The organism is Geobacillus stearothermophilus ATCC 12980, from assembly GCF_030369615.1.
GTDB lineage: Bacteria > Bacillota > Bacilli > Bacillales > Anoxybacillaceae > Geobacillus > Geobacillus stearothermophilus.
In genome coordinates, this window is record NZ_CP128494.1 from 2,746,296 (window position 1) to 2,763,352 (window position 17,057).

Annotated in this window: 18 protein-coding genes; 7 read left to right on the forward strand and 11 right to left on the reverse strand. The window is 53.4% G+C overall.

The window, feature by feature from the left end; all coding sequences use genetic code 11:
- Window positions 1-124: 124 nt before the first annotated feature.
- Window positions 125-1,000, reverse strand: coding sequence for an agmatinase (gene speB, locus QSJ10_RS14920; RefSeq protein ID WP_053532729.1), 876 nt, complete (start codon window positions 998-1,000; stop codon window positions 125-127).
- Between the two features lie 12 nt (window positions 1,001-1,012).
- A complete protein-coding gene (gene speE / locus QSJ10_RS14925; RefSeq protein WP_049624640.1) occupies window positions 1,013-1,840 on the reverse strand; it encodes a polyamine aminopropyltransferase in 828 nt (275 codons plus the stop codon).
- A gap of 256 nt (window positions 1,841-2,096) precedes the next feature.
- Between speE and QSJ10_RS14930 the strand changes: the two genes are divergently transcribed.
- Window positions 2,097-4,142, forward strand: a complete 2,046-nt coding sequence (locus QSJ10_RS14930) for a transglycosylase domain-containing protein (protein ID WP_053532728.1) — start codon at window positions 2,097-2,099, stop codon at window positions 4,140-4,142.
- A gap of 231 nt (window positions 4,143-4,373) precedes the next feature.
- On the opposite strand, the gene QSJ10_RS14935 is transcribed toward QSJ10_RS14930, so the two are convergent.
- From QSJ10_RS14935 to QSJ10_RS14945, 3 genes are all read right to left on the reverse strand, one after another.
- A complete protein-coding gene (locus QSJ10_RS14935; RefSeq protein ID WP_064213609.1) occupies window positions 4,374-5,510 on the reverse strand; it encodes an IS110-like element ISGka2 family transposase in 1,137 nt (378 codons plus the stop codon).
- Between the two features lie 318 nt (window positions 5,511-5,828).
- Window positions 5,829-6,344 carry a YwhD family protein gene (locus QSJ10_RS14940; RefSeq protein WP_011232874.1) on the reverse strand — a complete coding sequence of 172 codons (516 nt, stop codon included), beginning with the start codon at window positions 6,342-6,344 and terminating at the stop codon, window positions 5,829-5,831.
- Window positions 6,345-6,361: 17 nt separating this feature from the next.
- Window positions 6,362-7,030, reverse strand: coding sequence for a site-2 protease family protein (locus QSJ10_RS14945; protein ID WP_011232875.1), 669 nt, complete (start codon window positions 7,028-7,030; stop codon window positions 6,362-6,364).
- A 132-nt stretch (window positions 7,031-7,162) separates the two neighbouring features.
- On the opposite strand from QSJ10_RS14945, the gene thmT reads away from it, so the two are divergent.
- Both thmT and QSJ10_RS14955 read left to right on the forward strand, forming a co-directional pair.
- Entirely contained in the window at window positions 7,163-7,351 is a 189-nt protein-coding gene (thmT, locus tag QSJ10_RS14950) for a 2-hydroxymuconate tautomerase (RefSeq protein ID WP_011232876.1), read from the forward strand.
- 100 nt (window positions 7,352-7,451) lie between these two features.
- The gene (locus QSJ10_RS14955) at window positions 7,452-8,753 is read left to right on the forward strand and encodes an NCS2 family permease (protein ID WP_033015433.1); all 1,302 of its coding nucleotides are present in this window, start codon (window positions 7,452-7,454) and stop codon (window positions 8,751-8,753) included.
- A gap of 87 nt (window positions 8,754-8,840) precedes the next feature.
- Here the strand turns inward: QSJ10_RS14955 and QSJ10_RS14960 are convergent, their stop codons facing one another.
- The 3 genes from QSJ10_RS14960 to QSJ10_RS14970 all read right to left on the reverse strand — a co-directional run bounded on the left by QSJ10_RS14960 (window position 8,841) and on the right by QSJ10_RS14970 (window position 11,043).
- Window positions 8,841-9,359 (reverse strand): YwgA family protein, encoded by a 519-nt coding sequence (locus QSJ10_RS14960; protein ID WP_033015432.1) that lies wholly within the window; start codon window positions 9,357-9,359, stop codon window positions 8,841-8,843.
- A 13-nt stretch (window positions 9,360-9,372) separates the two neighbouring features.
- Window positions 9,373-10,671, reverse strand: coding sequence for an HD domain-containing protein (locus QSJ10_RS14965; RefSeq protein ID WP_053532568.1), 1,299 nt, complete (start codon window positions 10,669-10,671; stop codon window positions 9,373-9,375).
- A gap of 144 nt (window positions 10,672-10,815) precedes the next feature.
- Window positions 10,816-11,043, reverse strand: a complete 228-nt coding sequence (locus QSJ10_RS14970; RefSeq protein ID WP_011232879.1) for a YuzB family protein — start codon at window positions 11,041-11,043, stop codon at window positions 10,816-10,818.
- Between the two features lie 175 nt (window positions 11,044-11,218).
- Between QSJ10_RS14970 and QSJ10_RS14975 the strand changes: the two genes are divergently transcribed.
- Window positions 11,219-11,872 carry an RsfA family transcriptional regulator gene (locus QSJ10_RS14975; protein ID WP_011232880.1) on the forward strand — a complete coding sequence of 218 codons (654 nt, stop codon included), beginning with the start codon at window positions 11,219-11,221 and terminating at the stop codon, window positions 11,870-11,872.
- Window positions 11,873-12,010: 138 nt separating this feature from the next.
- Here QSJ10_RS14975 and lipL read toward each other — a convergent pair whose 3' ends face one another.
- Both lipL and pta read right to left on the reverse strand, forming a co-directional pair.
- Entirely contained in the window at window positions 12,011-12,862 is an 852-nt protein-coding gene (gene lipL, locus QSJ10_RS14980) for an octanoyl-[GcvH]:protein N-octanoyltransferase (protein ID WP_053532566.1), read from the reverse strand.
- A 199-nt stretch (window positions 12,863-13,061) separates the two neighbouring features.
- Window positions 13,062-14,042: a phosphate acetyltransferase gene (gene pta / locus QSJ10_RS14985; protein WP_053532564.1), complete on the reverse strand. Its 981-nt coding sequence runs from the start codon at window positions 14,040-14,042 to the stop codon at window positions 13,062-13,064.
- Between the two features lie 230 nt (window positions 14,043-14,272).
- On the opposite strand from pta, the gene hemQ reads away from it, so the two are divergent.
- From hemQ to gerQ, 3 genes are all read left to right on the forward strand, one after another.
- Window positions 14,273-15,019: a hydrogen peroxide-dependent heme synthase gene (hemQ, locus tag QSJ10_RS14990; protein WP_033015420.1), complete on the forward strand. Its 747-nt coding sequence runs from the start codon at window positions 14,273-14,275 to the stop codon at window positions 15,017-15,019.
- Between the two features lie 320 nt (window positions 15,020-15,339).
- Entirely contained in the window at window positions 15,340-15,786 is a 447-nt protein-coding gene (locus QSJ10_RS14995) for a cell wall hydrolase (protein WP_044745349.1), read from the forward strand.
- Window positions 15,787-15,804: 18 nt separating this feature from the next.
- Entirely contained in the window at window positions 15,805-16,359 is a 555-nt protein-coding gene (gene gerQ, locus QSJ10_RS15000) for a spore coat protein GerQ (protein WP_049624167.1), read from the forward strand.
- Window positions 16,360-16,554: 195 nt separating this feature from the next.
- On the opposite strand, the gene QSJ10_RS15005 is transcribed toward gerQ, so the two are convergent.
- Window positions 16,555-16,926, reverse strand: a complete 372-nt coding sequence (locus QSJ10_RS15005; RefSeq protein ID WP_015376087.1) for a DUF423 domain-containing protein — start codon at window positions 16,924-16,926, stop codon at window positions 16,555-16,557.
- Between the last annotated feature and the right edge of the window lie 131 nt (window positions 16,927-17,057).

The following is a 17,057-nucleotide window of genomic DNA, read 5'->3' on the forward strand; positions in this document are numbered from 1 at the left end:
TCCTTCCCTTTCTCTGTAAGAACATTACATGTTATGATCCTCCGTACGCTCATATTCCTGCATCTTTTGTCCCACCAAAAAAGCGACCTCGCAAACTTGCGATTTAGGCGCTTTTTCTCATTTTTCACTTCCCTACCCAACCAAGCAGCATTTCCCGCACAAGCTTACTCGCCGTATTGGCCGTTTGTTCGGAGTGGTCGTAAATCGGCGCGACTTCCACCAAATCGGCGCCGACAACGCGGACGTCGGAGCGGGCGATCTCATGGATCGCGGCTAGCAGCTCTTTCGATGTAATGCCGCCGGCATCGACCGTTCCCGTTCCGGGGGCATGGGCCGGGTCAAGCACATCGATGTCGATCGTCACATACACCGGGCGGCCGGCGAGCTTTGGCAACACGGAGCGGAGCGGTTCAAGCACCTCAAACTTGGCGATGTAAATACCGTTTTCTTTCGCCCACTCAAACTCCTCTTTCATCCCGGAACGGATGCCGAACGAAAAGACATTCGTCGGGCCGATCAAGTCAGCGACTTTGCGGATTGGCGTCGCGTGCGACAGCGGCTCGCCTTCGTAATGTTCGCGCAAGTCAGTATGGGCGTCCATGTGAATGACGGCCAAATCCGGGTAATAGTCGTACACCGCTTTGATGACCGGCCAAGAGACGAGATGTTCGCCGCCGAGGCCGAGCGGAAACTTGCCGGCGTCAAGCACCTTTTTCACGAACTGCTCAATCAGCTCTAAACTGCGGGCCGCATTGCCAAACGGCAGCGGAATGTCTCCAGCGTCAAAGTAGCGGATGTCTTTGAGTTCGCGGTCCAAATATGGGCTGTACTCCTCAAGCCCGATTGACACTTCGCGGATGCGGGCCGGGCCAAACCGCGAGCCAGGCCGGTAGCTGACCGTCCAGTCCATCGGCATGCCGTAAATGACCGCTTCGCTCTCTTCGAAGTTCGGGTGGCTGCCAATAAAGACGTTGCCTGAATAAGCTTCATCAAAACGCATCGATCTGCCCCCTTATTTCACTAGGTCCGCGACAAATTTTGGCAAAACGAAACACGCCTTATGCAATTCTTTCGTGTAGTATTTCGTCTCAATGTCATGGAACCGGTCGTCGCTCACCGCAAGCGGGTCGTATTGTTTCGAGCCGAGCGTAAACGTCCAGAGCCCGCTCGGATACGTCGGAATGTTCGCTGTATACAAACGGGTAATCGGGAAAACTTCTTTCACATCGCGGTAGACGTTGCGGATCAAGTCCGCTTTAAACCACGGGTTGTCCGTTTGAGCGACGAAAATGCCGTCCTCTTTCAGCGCGTTGGCGATGCCGGCATAAAACCCTTTTGTGAACAAGTTGACCGCCGGGCCGACTGGTTCCGTCGAGTCGACCATGATGACGTCGTATTCGTTTTCGCTTTGCGCGATATGCATAAACCCGTCATCGACTTTCACTTCGACGCGCGGATCGTCGAGTTTTCCGGCAATTTCCGGCAAGTATTTTTTCGAATACTCGATCACTTTGCCGTCAATTTCGACAAGCGTCGCTTTTTTGACGCTCGGGTGTTTCAGCACTTCACGAATGACGCCGCCGTCGCCTCCGCCGACGACAAGGACGTTCTCTGGCTTCGGATGGGTGAACAATGGGACGTGGGCGACCATTTCATGATAGACGAACTCGTCTTTTTGCGTCGTCATCACCATGCCGTCTAAAATGAGCATGTTGCCAAACTCCGCCGTTTCGACCATATCAAGCTTTTGAAACGGCGTCTGTTCTGTATGTAAAGTGCGGACGATGCGTGCGGTGATGCCAAAATGCTCCGTTTGCTTTTCGGTAAACCAAAGTTCCATCGGTAACATCCTTTCTCCGAGCGTTGCTTACTATACAAGTTTTCCTTAGCCAACGAAAAACTAAACACGAAAAAGTATAGAGCAATCTAGCAAAAATGCAAGAGGAACAAGTTTAAAATAAAAAATTTTTTTTCATACTGGTAAGAAAAAGCGGAAAACCTCGCTGGCGAAGCCTTGACAAAAGCAAGGCGGCACATCCAGCCAGGCGTCCGCCCGCATGTCTAAAACAACGCCAAAACCGTTGAGGTGATGCGCAATGGAACCGATCCCGGGCAGCCGTTTTCGCGGCACGTGGAAATATGTGCGCGCCGCCGTCTTTATCGGCTTTTTTCTCGCCATCTTTGCCTTCGCCGCTCTCGGGAGCTTTATTTTGTTTGCCAAAATCGAAGGCGCCCCGCCGGTCGCCGTGCCGCAAACAACGATTTTTTATGCGGACGACGGCCGCAAAATCGGGGAAAGCGACCATGGACAAAAGCGGTACTGGGTTCATCTCGGTGACATTTCCCCGCACGTCATCGAGGCGACGATTGCCGTTGAGGACCGAAAGTTTTACGAACACCACGGATTTGACTTGAAACGGATCACCGGCGCGGTGCTCGCCAATCTCGAGGCCATGGACAAAGTGCAAGGAGCGAGCACGATCACCCAGCAATATGCACGCAACTTGTTTTTAACACATGAGAAAACGTGGTCGCGAAAAATCCAGGAAGCGCTGTACACGATCCGCCTTGAAGCCAATTACAGCAAAGAAAAAATTTTAGAAGGCTATTTAAATACGATTTACTACGGCCATGGCGCCTACGGCATCGAGGCAGCAGCGCGCTATTATTTCGGCAAGCACGCGAGCGAGCTGGCGCTCAGCGAGGCAGCGATGCTCGCCGGCATTCCGAAAGGGCCGTATTACTACTCGCCGCTTGTCAACGAGGCGCGGGCAAAAGCGCGGCAAAAAATCGTGCTCACCTCTATGGTGGAAGCCGGCTACATCAGCCGCGAAGAAGCGGAGCGGGCGTACCGTGACAAGCTCGTTTACATCCGCCACCGCGAACGAGAGCAGCCTGTGGCCCCGTATTTCCAAGATGTTGTGAAACAGCAGCTGCGCACGAAGCTTGGCTTTGATGAGCGGACGATTGAGCTCGGGGGGCTGCGCGTCTACACAACGCTCGACCGACGCCTGCAGCGAATCGCCGAAGAACAAGTTAAGCAAGTCATCAGTCCCCATTCTGCCATCCAGGCGGCATTGGTGGCCATGGATCCGCGCACAGGGGAAGTAAAGGCGCTCATCGGCGGACGCAACTACGAAGAAAGCTCGTTCAACCGCGCTGTGCAAGCGGAACGCCAGCCAGGGTCGACATTTAAGCCGTTTTTGTATTACGCGGCGATCAAGCAAGGATTCACCCCATCGACCCAACTGCGCAGCGAGCTGACGACATTTACGTTTAACGGCGGCCGATCGTCGTACACCCCCCATAATTACAATGACTACTACGCCAATGGCCCGATCACGCTCGCTCAGGCGCTCGCTGTATCCGACAACGTCTTTGCGGTGAAAACGCTCCAGTTTATCGGCGCCGACAAACTCGTCGAAACAGCGAAAGCGCTTGGCATTACAAGCAGATTGAAAGCAGTGCCGTCATTGGCGCTTGGCACCTCGCCCGTGAAAGTGATCGACATGGTGGCCGCGTACAGCACGCTGGCCAACTACGGCAAACAAACCGAACCGGTGTTTATTCAAAAAGTCGTCGACGCGAACGGAAACGTGCTGTATGAACATAAGTCGGAGAGCCGGCAAGTGCTCGACCGCGACGCAGCGTTTGTGACGACCCATTTAATGACCGGAATGTTCGACCCAAAGCTTAACGGCTATACGACCGTCACCGGGCAATCGATCGCCGATGAAATGACGCGCCCGTACGCCGGCAAGTCCGGGACGACGAAAACGGACAGCTGGATGATCGGCTTCGCCCCGCAGTTGGTCGCCGGCGTCTGGACCGGCTACGACCGCGGCGAAACGATGAGCCGCTTTGACGAAAAGCAATACGCGAAACAAATATGGATCCGCTTTATGGAGAAAAGCCTCGCCGGCGAGCCGAAAAAATCGTTCAAGCCGACCAAAGGCGTCATCGGTGTCTACATCGACCCGCAAAACGGCAAGCTGGCAACCGATTCGTGCCCAGTGAAGCGGAAAACGTATTATATCGCTGGCACAGAACCAGTTGACTATTGCACCGATCATGTAAAAGAGGAGAAGAAGAAAAAAGAAGACGGAAAAAGCTGGTTCGAGAAATGGTTTCCATGGTTTTAAACAAGAAAATCCCCTGCGTTTGCCCGCAGGGGATTTTCTTGTCCTAGTTTTCCTGTGTTATACATGTAGATTTAGTTTATCCTTTTTTCCGTGAAAATCCCCACCACTTGGTGAGTGCGGTATACGCTCCTGATCCGTGAGGGTATACTGAAAATGGCCAAAAAAGGCAATAGGAAAGCAGAGGTGCCCGATTTTAGGCATCTCGTATAACCTGTCTGCCTTTTGGCTAGACTAAATAAGTTGTGGTTGGCGGAACGGCTCTTTGCGGGAGATCATGCAAAAGATGATCACCAACATCCGCCGAGCAATGGCGATGAGGGCTTTTTTCTTCCCGCACCGGGCCGCCAACGACCAAAACTTTCGGGACAAGGGATGCGTCTTGGATCGAGCTGCTGACCATGCCGCCTCGCATAACGCCGATCGGAGATGGGGATTGCCTTTTGTCGTGCGCGTGCTCTTTCGCTTTCCGGCGCTTTCATGGTTGCCGGGGGACAATCCAGTCCATGAAGCCGCCCGTTCCGGCGTTTCAAAGACGCTCATGTCGGTTCCCATCTCGGCGATGATGACGGCGGCGGTTTGTTTTTTCACTCCGGGCATGGTCATCAGCAGGTTCACTTCCTCGCGATACGGCTCGAGCAGGCGGTCGATGTGTTGGTCGACTTCTTCGATGAGCCGCTCCAATTCCTCAACGTGTTTCCACAAGAGGCGAAGGAGACGGAGCTCGTGTTCGGTCAAGGTGCCGAGCAGCGAATCGTACACCGCTTGCTTTTTCTTTTTGAGCCTTCCGCGCAGGCATTCATCCAACTCGTCCTTGTCCACGTATCCCTTCTCCAGCAGCCGGGCGAGGATGTCTTTTCCGGAAACGCCGAAGAGATCGGAGAGGACCGAGCCGAGTTTGACATTGGAAGACTCGAGCACTTTTTGAATCCGGTTTTTCTCCGAAGTCAGCTGTCCGACCCACTTTTTGCGGAGGCGGGTAAAATCCCGCAATTCGCGAATATCCGCTGGGGGGACGAAACTTTTTTCAACGAGTCCATGGCGGAGCAGCTTGGCGATCCACTCGGCGTCAGAGACATCGGTTTTTCTTCCCGGGACATTTTTGATCCGCTGCGGATTGGCCAGTGTCAAGTCGACATAGCCCTCGAGGAAGGCGAAGACCGGTTTCCAATACACGCCGGTGGATTCCATGGCGACATGGGTGACGCCATGTTCTTCGAGCCACTCAAGCAGGTCGCCAAGTCCCTTCGAGAACGTGGAGAAGGTTTGAATGTCCTTTTGAATGTGTCCATCTTCTTCCCATAGCGCGCAGGCGACGATGGTTTCGGCATGAACATCCAATCCTGCGCAGCGAGGATAGATGACATCCATGATGAAAATCCTCCTTTTCGATGATCGAGTGCGCAAACAGTGAATCCACGGGAGACATGCGGCAGTTTTCCGTTCGTCGTCACCTTTCCTCTATCACAGGAAAGGGCGGACAATGGGTGGTGCACCCAGTGGATTCAAACACTTTTCCGTACAGGGTCTAAGCCACCATTAAGCATAACGTCCTGTTAAACTGTTTGCGCCTATTCTTCATTATGGGAAGAAAAGGGGGATTTTCATCCCTGGGTGGAGGGCAAACCATTGCCCATGGATCTTTTCCAGATAAGAACAAGCCCTTAGGCAAACATGTTCACAAAACCGTCACAATTCGCCTTCGAGTCCTTTTTTCAGTTCATCGCTCGAGCGGTTCCACATCCCGATGTCGTGGCCTTTCAAAAAGTCGGCGAGCACCCGCTTCGACTTAGCGTCCATATGATCGACGATGATATGCCGTTTCAGCGATTTATCGAGCCGGTTCACATGTTCCGGCAATAACTTATAACCACGGCGCGCCTCACGGTCGACCGTCATTTCGCACGCCGTCACCCCGGCGTAATACGGACCGTCCTCGCGGCGCTCGATCGTCACCCAGACGATCCAATACGGCTTGCCGTTTGGCACGGCGGAGCGATCCGGCAAAAACTTGATGCCGCGCTCAACAGAGCTGCGGGCATGCATCGCCCCCATATCAACGAACGCTTCACCCGCTTCGACGTCAATGATGACCGGCGACACGTTTTCTAGGCTCAACGCCCCGGCGCCAAAGCCGCGGTGCCCGTCGGTCGGGTCGTCTTTGATGATATTAAAGCCGATGTTTTTTTTCTTTTTTTGCTCCATCCGCTTGTTCCTCCTTCCTACATAAACAAGCTGGCCACAAGTGACTGCAAGTTCTCAAGCACAAACGGCAGCGCCACTTGAAACACCGGCTCAATCGTATAGCGATCGAGCGGCGTCAGCACGAGAACAAGGAAAATGAGCGCCCCGTACGTTTCCCACTGCGTCATTTTCGCCCGCAGCCCATCCGGGGCCAAGTCTTCAATAATACGATACCCATCAAGCGGCGGAAATGGCAATAAATTAAACACAAACAAGACGGCGTTCAAGCTGATAAAAATTTGGAAAAACAGATCAAACCCGGCCGCAAACCAATCCGGCAGCGCCCGCATGATGCCGAAATCGATCATGGCGTACCAAATGACAAATCCAAGCCCGGCGAGCGCGAGGTTGCTTAGCGGCCCTGCCACCGAGACAAGAATGCCGGCAAGGCGCGGGTTTTTGAAATAAAAGCGATTGACTGGCACCGGGCGCGCCCAGCCAAACCCGGCGAGAAAGATCAGCAAAGTTCCAAGCAAATCCAAATGGGCAAACGGTGACAATGTCAGCCGTCCCTCGTTTTTCGCCGTCGGATCGCCGAACTTGTAAGCAACGTAGGCATGGGCGAACTCATGCACAGAAAACGCCAGCGCCAGCGTCAACAGCACGTACGGAATTTCGCTTAACGAATACGGCAAAATGTGTTCCACTTGATTAACTCCTTTTCCCCTGTATTCACTATCCTTAGTATACATGATTTACCGCCAAAAGTGGACTGAACTTCACGGTTCCATGGTATAATAAGCGTGATAGCACTCGACAAGGAAATGGGGGGAATGATGATGCCGTATGTCACGATCAAAATGCTCGCCGGCCGCACGGATGAACAGAAGAAAGCGCTTGTTGAAAAAGTGACGGACGCCGTCGTCGAGACGACAGGGGCGAAACGGGAGAGCGTTGTCGTATTCATTGAAGAAATGACGAAAGACCATTACGCCATCGCTGGAAAACGGCTGAGCGACGCGGAGTAACAAACAGGGGGACGCCATTGGGCGTCCCCATTGCTTTTTGAAATAAAAACGAATATTATTATAGTTGTCTTTCATATTGTTCGTCTTTAGGAGGTTGCCTATGATTCGTCTTCCGCACCATGCCAGCAATCGCAAAACAGAGGTTCTCGCTGGCCTGACGACCTTTTTCACCATGGTGTACATCATCGTCGTCAATCCGATCATCTTATCAGACGCCGGCGTCCCGTTTGAACAGGCGTTCACCGCCACCGTCATCGCCACCGTCGTCGGCACGCTTTGGATGGCAATATTCGCCAACTATCCGATCGCCATTGCCCCCGGCATGGGGCTGAACGCGTATTTTGCCTATTCCGTCGTCGGCTCGCACGGCGGCATTTCGTACGAAACCGCGTTTTCCGCTGTGTTTGTCGCGGGATTGCTGTTTTTGTTGCTGTCGCTCACCCCGCTCCGCAGCAAGCTGATCGAAGTGATCCCCGACAGCTTAAAACATGGCATCACCGCCGGCATCGGGCTGTTTATCGCCTTTATCGGCCTGCGGCTGACCGGAATTATCCAAGCCCATCCGCAAAATTTGGTCGCGCTTGGCAACTTGCATGCCCCGTCGGCCGTGTTGACGCTCATCGGCCTGGCGGTGACGCTCGTTTTCATGATGCGCGGCGTCAACGGCGCGCTCTTTTACGCCATGGTCGTGACCGGCGTCATCGCCTACGCGACCGGGCAGCTTCACTTTGACAAAGGTATCGTCTCGCTGCCGTCGCTGCCGGAAGGGCTTGTCGCCGCCAATCCATTGACGGCCGTTGGCGATGTCATCAGCCACAGCCTGTACGCTGTCGTCTTTTCCTTTTTGCTTGTCACGCTCTTTGACACGACCGGCACGATGATCGGCGTCGCCCAGCAAGCGGGACTGATGAAAGGAAACACACTGCCGCGCGCCCGCGAGGCGCTCTTGGCCGACTCCGTCGCGACCACGATCGGCGCCATGTTCGGCACGAGCCCGACATCGGCGTACATCGAGTCGTCAACCGGCGTCGCCGCCGGCGGCCGCACCGGCTTGACCGCGCTCACGGTCGCCGTCTTGTTCATCGCAGCCGCCTTTTTCAGCCCGCTTGTCGGCGCCGTCGCCGGGCTTTCTGCCATCACCGCCCCAGCGCTCATTGTCGTCGGCAGCTTGATGATCAGCAACATCGCCCATATCAATTGGCGCGAACTGGACGAAGCGTTCTCAGCCTTTCTCATCATCTTAAGCATGCCGCTCACGTCCAGCATCGCGACCGGCATCGCGCTCGGCTTCATCTCGTACCCGCTCTTAAAAATCGCCCGCGGCCGCTGGCGCGATGTGCCGTTGCTGCTGTACGTGCTTGCCGTGCTGTTCTTTTTGCAGCTGGCGTTTTTGCCGCATTAATCCAGAAGAAGGTGTCCCGGAAACAATGGGACACCTTTTCGTCTATGGCCAGCTGATGGTGTGTTGAAACAGTGTTTTTCATCTTCCCTACACACAAGCGCCCTTGTTGCAACGGCTCCGCAGCGCCTCAATATACGCATACGCCTCTTCGATCTCGTCCTCCGTATAGCGCTGCTTGCTTTTTACGACAGCGATTTTCTCTTTTACCTCATCTTTTGACAAATGTTCAAAATAGAGCACCGTGGAGACAAGCTCCAAAAAGCGTGCGTTTTGTCCGTTCATCGCCTGCATGCATTCGGCAAGGCCCGGCATCTCCCAGTCGTAATGGCGCAAAAACTGTTCGCCCGCTTCGGTCAGTGTATAGCGGTATTGCACATAGCCGCTCTTTTTCTCTTTCACTTCATGCAAAAAGCCGAGCGCGCACAGCTCTTCGATGCGGCACGTCAACTCTTCCGAATACGGGCCGTAAAAGTGGAAGTCGAACTTCTCATAAAACGGAAAGTCGAGCTTTTTGGCGATGTAAATCATTTTTTGCAGCTTTTTGCGGCCGACAATTTCCCCGGCGGCCGCCAACGCCTTCATTACTTTCGCATGCTCTGTGAGCACTCTCCGTCATCTCCTAACCCTTTAAAATTTCCATAATCTTTTTCTTCACTGTCCGCTTCGTCGACAAGTCTTCCAGGAAATCAGCGGGGAAATAGAGCTTATGGTCGGTGCGCCGCTTGCCGGAAATGGCGTCAACCAACACCGATTCGCGCGACAGCTCGCGCAGCTCCCCGTTTGGCATCAACAAATAAATCGGCAGGCGCTCGCCTTCCTCGCCCGGCCGGTAAAAATCGTACGGCAAGTCGGACGATGAATCGACGACCAAGTAATAGTCTGGATCGATCCCGGCCTTTTTGAACAAGCCGGTCAGCTCGATCAGCTTCGCCATTTGCTCGTTCGTCGGATGGAACTCCGTATATTTGAACAGGCGGCGGTGGACAAACCGCCGGCACAAATCGCTTAAAATCGGATCTCGCTCATATTGCCATTGCTGGAAGTAAAACAGGATGATCGCTTCATCGAGCGCCAAATAGTCGCCGAACGTTACATGGCCGGCAAAAAACGATAAAAAATGGGTTGGCTTCGTCGCAAACGTATACCCGTCCTCGTACAGCTTTTTCGCCCGATGCAAAATTTTCGTCAAAATGACTTCCGCACTGCGCGTCACAGGATGGAAATACACTTGCCAATACATTTGGTAGCGGCTCATAATGTAATCCTCGACCGCATGCATGCCGCTTCGTTTGATGACGACTTGGTCTTCGCGCGGGCGCATGACGCGCAAAATGCGCTCCATGTCAAAATAGCCGTAACTGACGCCGGTGTAGTACGCATCGCGCAACAAATAGTCCATCCGATCGGCGTCAATTTGGCTCGAGATGAGACTGACGACGAGCTTATTCGGGTACGTCTTGGCAATCACTTCCGCCACTTTTTGCGGAAAATCGTCGCCCACTTCGCGCAAGGCGGCGTTCACTTCTGTATCGCCTAAAATGATGGCCTGTGTAAAATCTTCGTGGTCGAGACGAAACACCTTTTCAAATGAATGGGAAAACGGGCCGTGCCCTAAATCGTGTAAGAGCGCCGCGCATAGGCAAAGAAGGCGCTCGCTATGATCCCAATGATCGCGGCCAACAAACACGTCGTCAATGATGCGGCGGATAATTTCGTAAACGCCGAGCGAATGGTTAAACCGGCTGTGCTCGGCGCCGTGAAACGTCAAATATGTCGTGCCGAGCTGCTTGATGCGGCGCAGGCGCTGAAATTCTTTTGTGCCGATCAAATCCCAAATCACTTTGTCGCGAACATGTATGTATCGGTGCACTGGATCTTTAAACACTTTTTCTTCGTCAAGCTGCCCGCCGAAATACATCGCATCCTCCTCTTCCGTCTCCAACATACATCTATTATACGCCGTTTCTTTTGACAAAGAAATAGTTGACTTTTTTCTCCGTCTTTCTCCATTATTGACGGAAAAAACAAAAAATCACCTTCTTTCGGCAAAGAAGGTGATCGGTTATCGCTTTTTCAACCTTTCGGCAATTTTATCAATCAGTTCGTCTTCCGTCAGCGCCGCCACCGGACGGTTGTTGACGAAGGCAAACGTCTTTTTCCGCCCTGGGCCGCAATACGACTGGCAGCCGATCTTGATAACCGCATCCGGATCAAGCTTTTTCAAGCGCGGAATCAATGTTTTTAAATTCGGCGCCTTGCAGTCGTCGCAAACGCGAAACTCATTCGCCATCACTCGTCATCCCTTTCCACAGCGTTTGCTTTGTGTATTCTACCGCTTCCCGAAGAAAATTGCAAGTTTGCGGCCTTTCATTCTTTCAACTTGTCAATCCTGTAAACTTGCAATGTATAAATATGATTCATTTTGCCCATGCTGTTACTAGCATGGAAAGAAGGAGTGGAGAACAGTGAAACAACGGCAAGACGCTTGGACGGAAGAAGACGATTTATTGTTGGCAGAGACCGTATTGCGCCATGTGCGTGAAGGGAGCACCCAGCTGAACGCGTTTGAAGAAGTCGGCGACAAGCTAAATCGGACATCGGCCGCCTGTGGCTTTCGCTGGAATGCCGTCGTCCGCCATCAGTACGAAGAAGCACTACAGCTGGCGAAAAAGCAGCGAAAAGAGCGGCTGCGGCTGCTGGCCAAACAAGGCGGCGCGAAAAAGCGGCGTCTGTACGAGCCCCCGATGCCCTCACTCGAAGAGCTGGGCGAGTCGATGCAGCTGCCTGCCGTCATCCCGTCCTCCCCGCCGCAACAAGTGACGCTGGATCAAGTGATCGCTTTTTTGAAAACGTTCCAATCCCATGAACGGAAACGGGAGACGCTGATCAAAGAAAACGAGCGGCTGCGCCGCGAAATTGAAGAATTAAAGCAAAAAAATAAAGAACTTGAAGAAAAGGTTGCGAAATTAGAAGAAAATTCGTCGACCGTCCAAGAAGATTTTGAGACGCTCGTGAAAATCATCAACCGAGCGCGCAAAATGGTGTTAAAAGAGGAAGAAGAGCGGGGACTGACCTTCCGCATGGACCCGAACGGCAACTTGGAAAAAATCGCGGAGTAAATAAAATAAGGATGCCCTGTCCATGGCTGCGCCTTGATCGCACTCTCTCCGGTGCGGCCGAGACACGGAGCATCCTTTTTGCCTGCCGGCGGCGTCAGGCGATGAACGCAGGCTCTTGCTGCTGGGCGGACCGCCCCCTTATTCTCCTGCTAGGAGCTCGCCCTTGAGCGCCGTTTCATTCCGCTCGACGATGCGCGCCCAATACTGCTCATACCAATTCCATTCGCCGTTCTCGAGGGAAGACGAATATAGCTCGCCGCCAAACGACTGCAGCGTGCGCCAAAGGGTGACAAGCAGCTCATCGATCGACAACTCGCAGCCGAGAAGCTCAGACAGCGACGCCATGACAGTTGGGACAACATCGGGGTAGGCGAATTTCGTTTTCTCTCCTTGGCGGCCGAGCTCATAAAAACGGCGAATAAGCTCAGCCCGCACGGCTCCGCTCCCGTTGACGCAAAGGTAGATTTGCACGGCAACGCCGCCGCGCACGCGCCGTTGCGAAATGCCGGCAAACTTTTTGCCGCCAATGCTCAAGTCATAGTTCCCCGGGCAATACGAACCGACGATTTCCCCCGCCTCAACGCGGGCGCCGTATGAGGCAAGCATGGCGGCCATGAGCGCATACATCGCCTCATACCCTTGCTCGATGGCAATCGTGTTTTTCGTTTCCGGAAAAATGAGCGAAATATTCAACACCCCGCTGTCAAGGACAACGGCCAACCCGCCGGAATTACGGACGACGACGCGATACCCTTCCTGGCGCAAAAACGAAATGGCCTCATCGATGTACGGAAGCTTCGTATCAGCGGCGCCTAAGACGACGGTATTCTCATGCACCCACGTGCGGACGACCGCATCCGACTGTCCCGCACCAACCGCGGTGCATAATGCATCATCGATGGCAAACGATTGTTTCGCATCAAACAGCGGACCGAAATGCGACTGGTCGATGACCCGCCATTTCGGCTGCCGCAGCAATTCATGGCTCATCGCAACAAACCCCTTACGTTGAACGTTCCGCTCTCATTATACCACATCAAACTGGAACGATTACGGCCATTAAAAAAGAAAGCGGCTAAACAGCAGCCAGCCGCCTTCTTTGACACGAATCCATGCCTGAAACAAGAGATCGCCCATTCTTTGGCAAAACGAACCGGTTCCGACTCCTCTTGCTCAGTTCGCCGCCTCTTTACTCCCCAAGCGACTGCGCCGCGGTGATGAGCGCGAGCTTGTAGGCGTCTTCGGCGCTGCAGCCGCGCGATAGGTCGTTAACCGGCTTGTTCAGCCCTTGCAAAATCGGGCCAACCGCTTCAAAGCCGCCAAGGCGCTGGGCGATTTTGTAGCCGATGTTGCCCGCCTCAAGGCTCGGGAAAATAAAGACATTTGCGTCCCCTTGAATGACCGAGTCCGGCGCTTTCTTTTTCGCCACCTCTGGCACAAACGCGGCGTCAAATTGAAACTCACCGTCAAGGATCAGATCCGGCGCCATTTCTTTCGCCAACCGCACCGCCTCAACGACTTTTTCCGTCTCCGGCGACGAGGCCGACCCTTTCGTGGAAAAGCTTAACAGCACTACGCGCGGCTTAAGGCCGAACATTTTGGCCGTCCGGGCGCTCTCGACCGCGATTTCAGCCAAATCATGACTGTTAGGAGCAATGTTGATGGCGCAATCGGCAAACACATATTTTTCGTCGCCGCGCACCATGATGAACACGCCGGACGTTTTGTCAACGCCTGGCTTCGTTTTAATGATTTGCAAGGCTGGTCGGACCGTATCCGCCGTCGAATGTGCCGCCCCGCTGACGAGGCCGTCGGCCGCTCCCATATAAACGAGCATCGTACCGAAATAGTTTTCATCGAAAAGCAACTCGCGCGCCGTTTCTTCTGTCACTTTCCCTTTGCGCCGCTCCACAAACGCCGAAACTAGCTCATCAAACCCGCCGTAGCGGCGCGGGTTGACAATCTCCACCCCTTCAAGCGGCAAGCCAAGCGCAGCTGCTTTCACCCTTATCGCTTGCTCATCGCCAAGGACGATCGGCTGAAGCACTTGCTCCGTCGCCAAACGGCTCGCCGCCGTTAAGATGCGGTCATCGGTTCCCTCGGGAAACACGATTTTTCGAGCCGTACCGGTTACTTTCGCTTTTAATGCCGTAAATAAATCGGTTGTCACGATTCATGCCTCCTTCACGGTTGGCCCGCCTGTCTCCAGGCATCAGCCTTTCTCTACATTAAGCATACCGCTTCTCGCCAGAAACGCAACGCAGGTAAGCCTTCACAACAAATAATTCACCTTTTGCCACAATTCAGTCTACTTCCACTTTGATGCGCTGATAGCCGCTTTTTTGGCCAAACTATGATATAGTGGTACTGTACAATTGATTGAATAAAGGAGTGACGATGATGAGCGAAGCGGCCCAAACGTTGGACGGTTGGTATTGTTTGCACGATTTCCGCACGATCGACTGGAGCGCGTGGAAAACACTTCCAAACGAAGAGCGCGAGGCAGCGATCAGTGAGTTTTTAGCGCTTATCGACCAATGGGAGACGACGGAAAGCGAGAAGCAAGGAAGCCATGCCGTCTACACGATCGTCGGGCAAAAAGCCGATATTTTGTTCATGATTTTGCGGCCGACGCTGGATGAGCTGCATGAAATCGAAACAGCGCTTAACAAAACGAAACTCGCCGACTATTTATTACCTGCGTATTCGTACGTTTCGGTCGTGGAGTTGAGCAACTACTTGGCGTCCGGCAGCGAAGATCCGTACCAAATTCCAGAGGTGCGCCGCCGTTTGTATCCAATTTTGCCGAAAACGAACTACATTTGCTTCTATCCGATGGACAAGCGGCGCCAAGGCAACGACAACTGGTACATGTTGTCGATGGAACAGCGGCGCGAACTCATGCGCGCCCACGGCATGACCGGCCGAAAATACGCCGGCAAAGTGACGCAAATCATCACCGGCTCCGTCGGCTTGGATGATTTTGAATGGGGCGTCACCTTGTTTTCAGATGATGCACTCCTGTTCAAAAAGCTCGTCTATGAAATGCGCTTTGATGAAGTGAGCGCCCGCTTTGGCGAGTTTGGTTCATTTTTCGTCGGCACTCGCTTGTCGGTGGAAAAAGTTCCTTCGTTCTTCCATGTATAAAAAAGAGGGGCCCAAACGCGGCAGGGCCCTTCGCTTATTTTCCTGTTCTTCAAGCAACCGGCGAGCTCCTCCCCCTGAAAGGTCAGCCAAACGAGCGATTTCTTCCGCCGTCATCCCTTTGCACATCATGTTACGGGTCTTTCTTGCGCAACGGGTTTCCCTTTTTGGTCAACCTCCCCTGTTTCTGTCATATCCAGCCCAACTGCCCCATACATATAAATCAGAAATTCCTCCGAGAAATCGCCTGTCTGTCTGTCACCATTTTCCTGTTCCATCAATAGCCTATTACTGTCGAAATTCACAACGACTGAGGTGACGATATGGGTCAGATCGCTCCCTCCATTGTAGCCCACACAGAAGAGGAAGTGAAGTTGTTGGCTCGGCTCATGCGAGCCGAAGCGGAAGGAGACGGGCGGCTTGGGATGCTCATGGTCGGCAACGTCGGCGTCAACCGCGTCATCGCCGACTGCCTTGACTTCCGCGGCATCCGCACTATCCGGCAAATGGTGTTTCAAAGCCCGGGCGGCTTTGAGGCGGTGCAAAAAGGGTACTTTTACCAACGGGCGCGAAAATTGGATATAGGCCTAGCCCGCCAAGTGCTCCGCGGTTGGCGCTACCACCCAGCGACAAACGCCCTTTGGTTTTTTAAACCACCTGAAGGTCAACCGTGCCCACCGCAATGGTTTGGCCAGTGGAACGTCGGCCGCTACAAATCGCATTGCTTTTTTGCACCGACTCCATCCGACTGCCCACGTGTCTATTCTTAATATTGAGGAGGGTTCTTTATGCCGAACAATCCAGAAAATCAATTTTATCCACTTGATGAGGAGCAACAATCATTTTATTATTCGCCGTTCGGTCAAGAACGGCAACAACCGTATGCATCCTATCCATACGGCTATCCGTATCCGCAGCCGTACTATCCGGCGGCGTACCCGTATTATTACTATCCGCAAGCGGCTGCCGCTCCAACGTTCGGTTTGCAGGCGCCGACGTTTACGGCCCCGACACCGATGCCGACCACCACCGGCCCATCGATTCCAGGGATGCTGCCGATTGAAGAATCGTACATTGAAAACATTTTACGGTTAAACAAAGGAAAAGTCGCCACTATCTATGCGACGTTTGAAAACAACCGTGAGTGGAATGCCAAGGTGTTTCGCGGCGTCATTGAAGCGGCTGGACGTGACCATGTCATTTTAAGCGACCCACAAACAGGCACACGCTATTTGATCCCGATGATTTACCTCGATTACGTCACGTTTGAAGGAGAAATCGCCTACGAATATCCGTTTGCCGGTGCCTCCGCCACGCCGCTCGCCTCCTATTCGCCGCGCTGAGTGCAAGCGAAAAACCGATGTTCGATGAGCAGGCTGCCCCAGGGTAGCCTGCTTTTTTTCATCCGATGCGACGTCCATCACAAGTTGCTGACGCCCAGTTGTCTATCATGGTGGCAAACGAAACAAAAAAGGTGCCTTCTATGATTGGGACGGCGCGTGATTTCCTGTTCGGGGTACACCTTGCCCGCGCTTCGCTTACAGCCATTTCAACGCCGCATAGCCGATCATCACCCAGGCGACCAAAAAAGCGACGCCGCCAAACGGAGTGATCGCGCCAAGCGGCTTAATCTGCGTTACACTTAATACGTACAAGCTCCCGGAAAACAACACGATGCCGGCGAACATCACCCAGCCCGCCGCACCGATCAGCCCGACATTTGGCGCCTTGCCAGCGAGCAATCCGACAACAAGCAGCCCTAATGCGTGGAACATCTGATATTGGACCGCCGTTTTCCAAATCTCCAAATAACGATCCGGAATCTTCCCTTCCAGCCCGTGCGCGCCAAACGCTCCCAATGCGACGGCTAAAAACGCATTGAGCGCGCCGAGAAGGACGAATGTTTTCATAGCTGTTCCGCCTTTCTAATGAAAGATTGTTTTCCCTCATTACATTAATATAATGGAAATGTTCCTCGATAACAAATGACGAATAGGTGTCAGCCATTTCACTCGACAAAACCGGTCAATCGGGAGCGCCA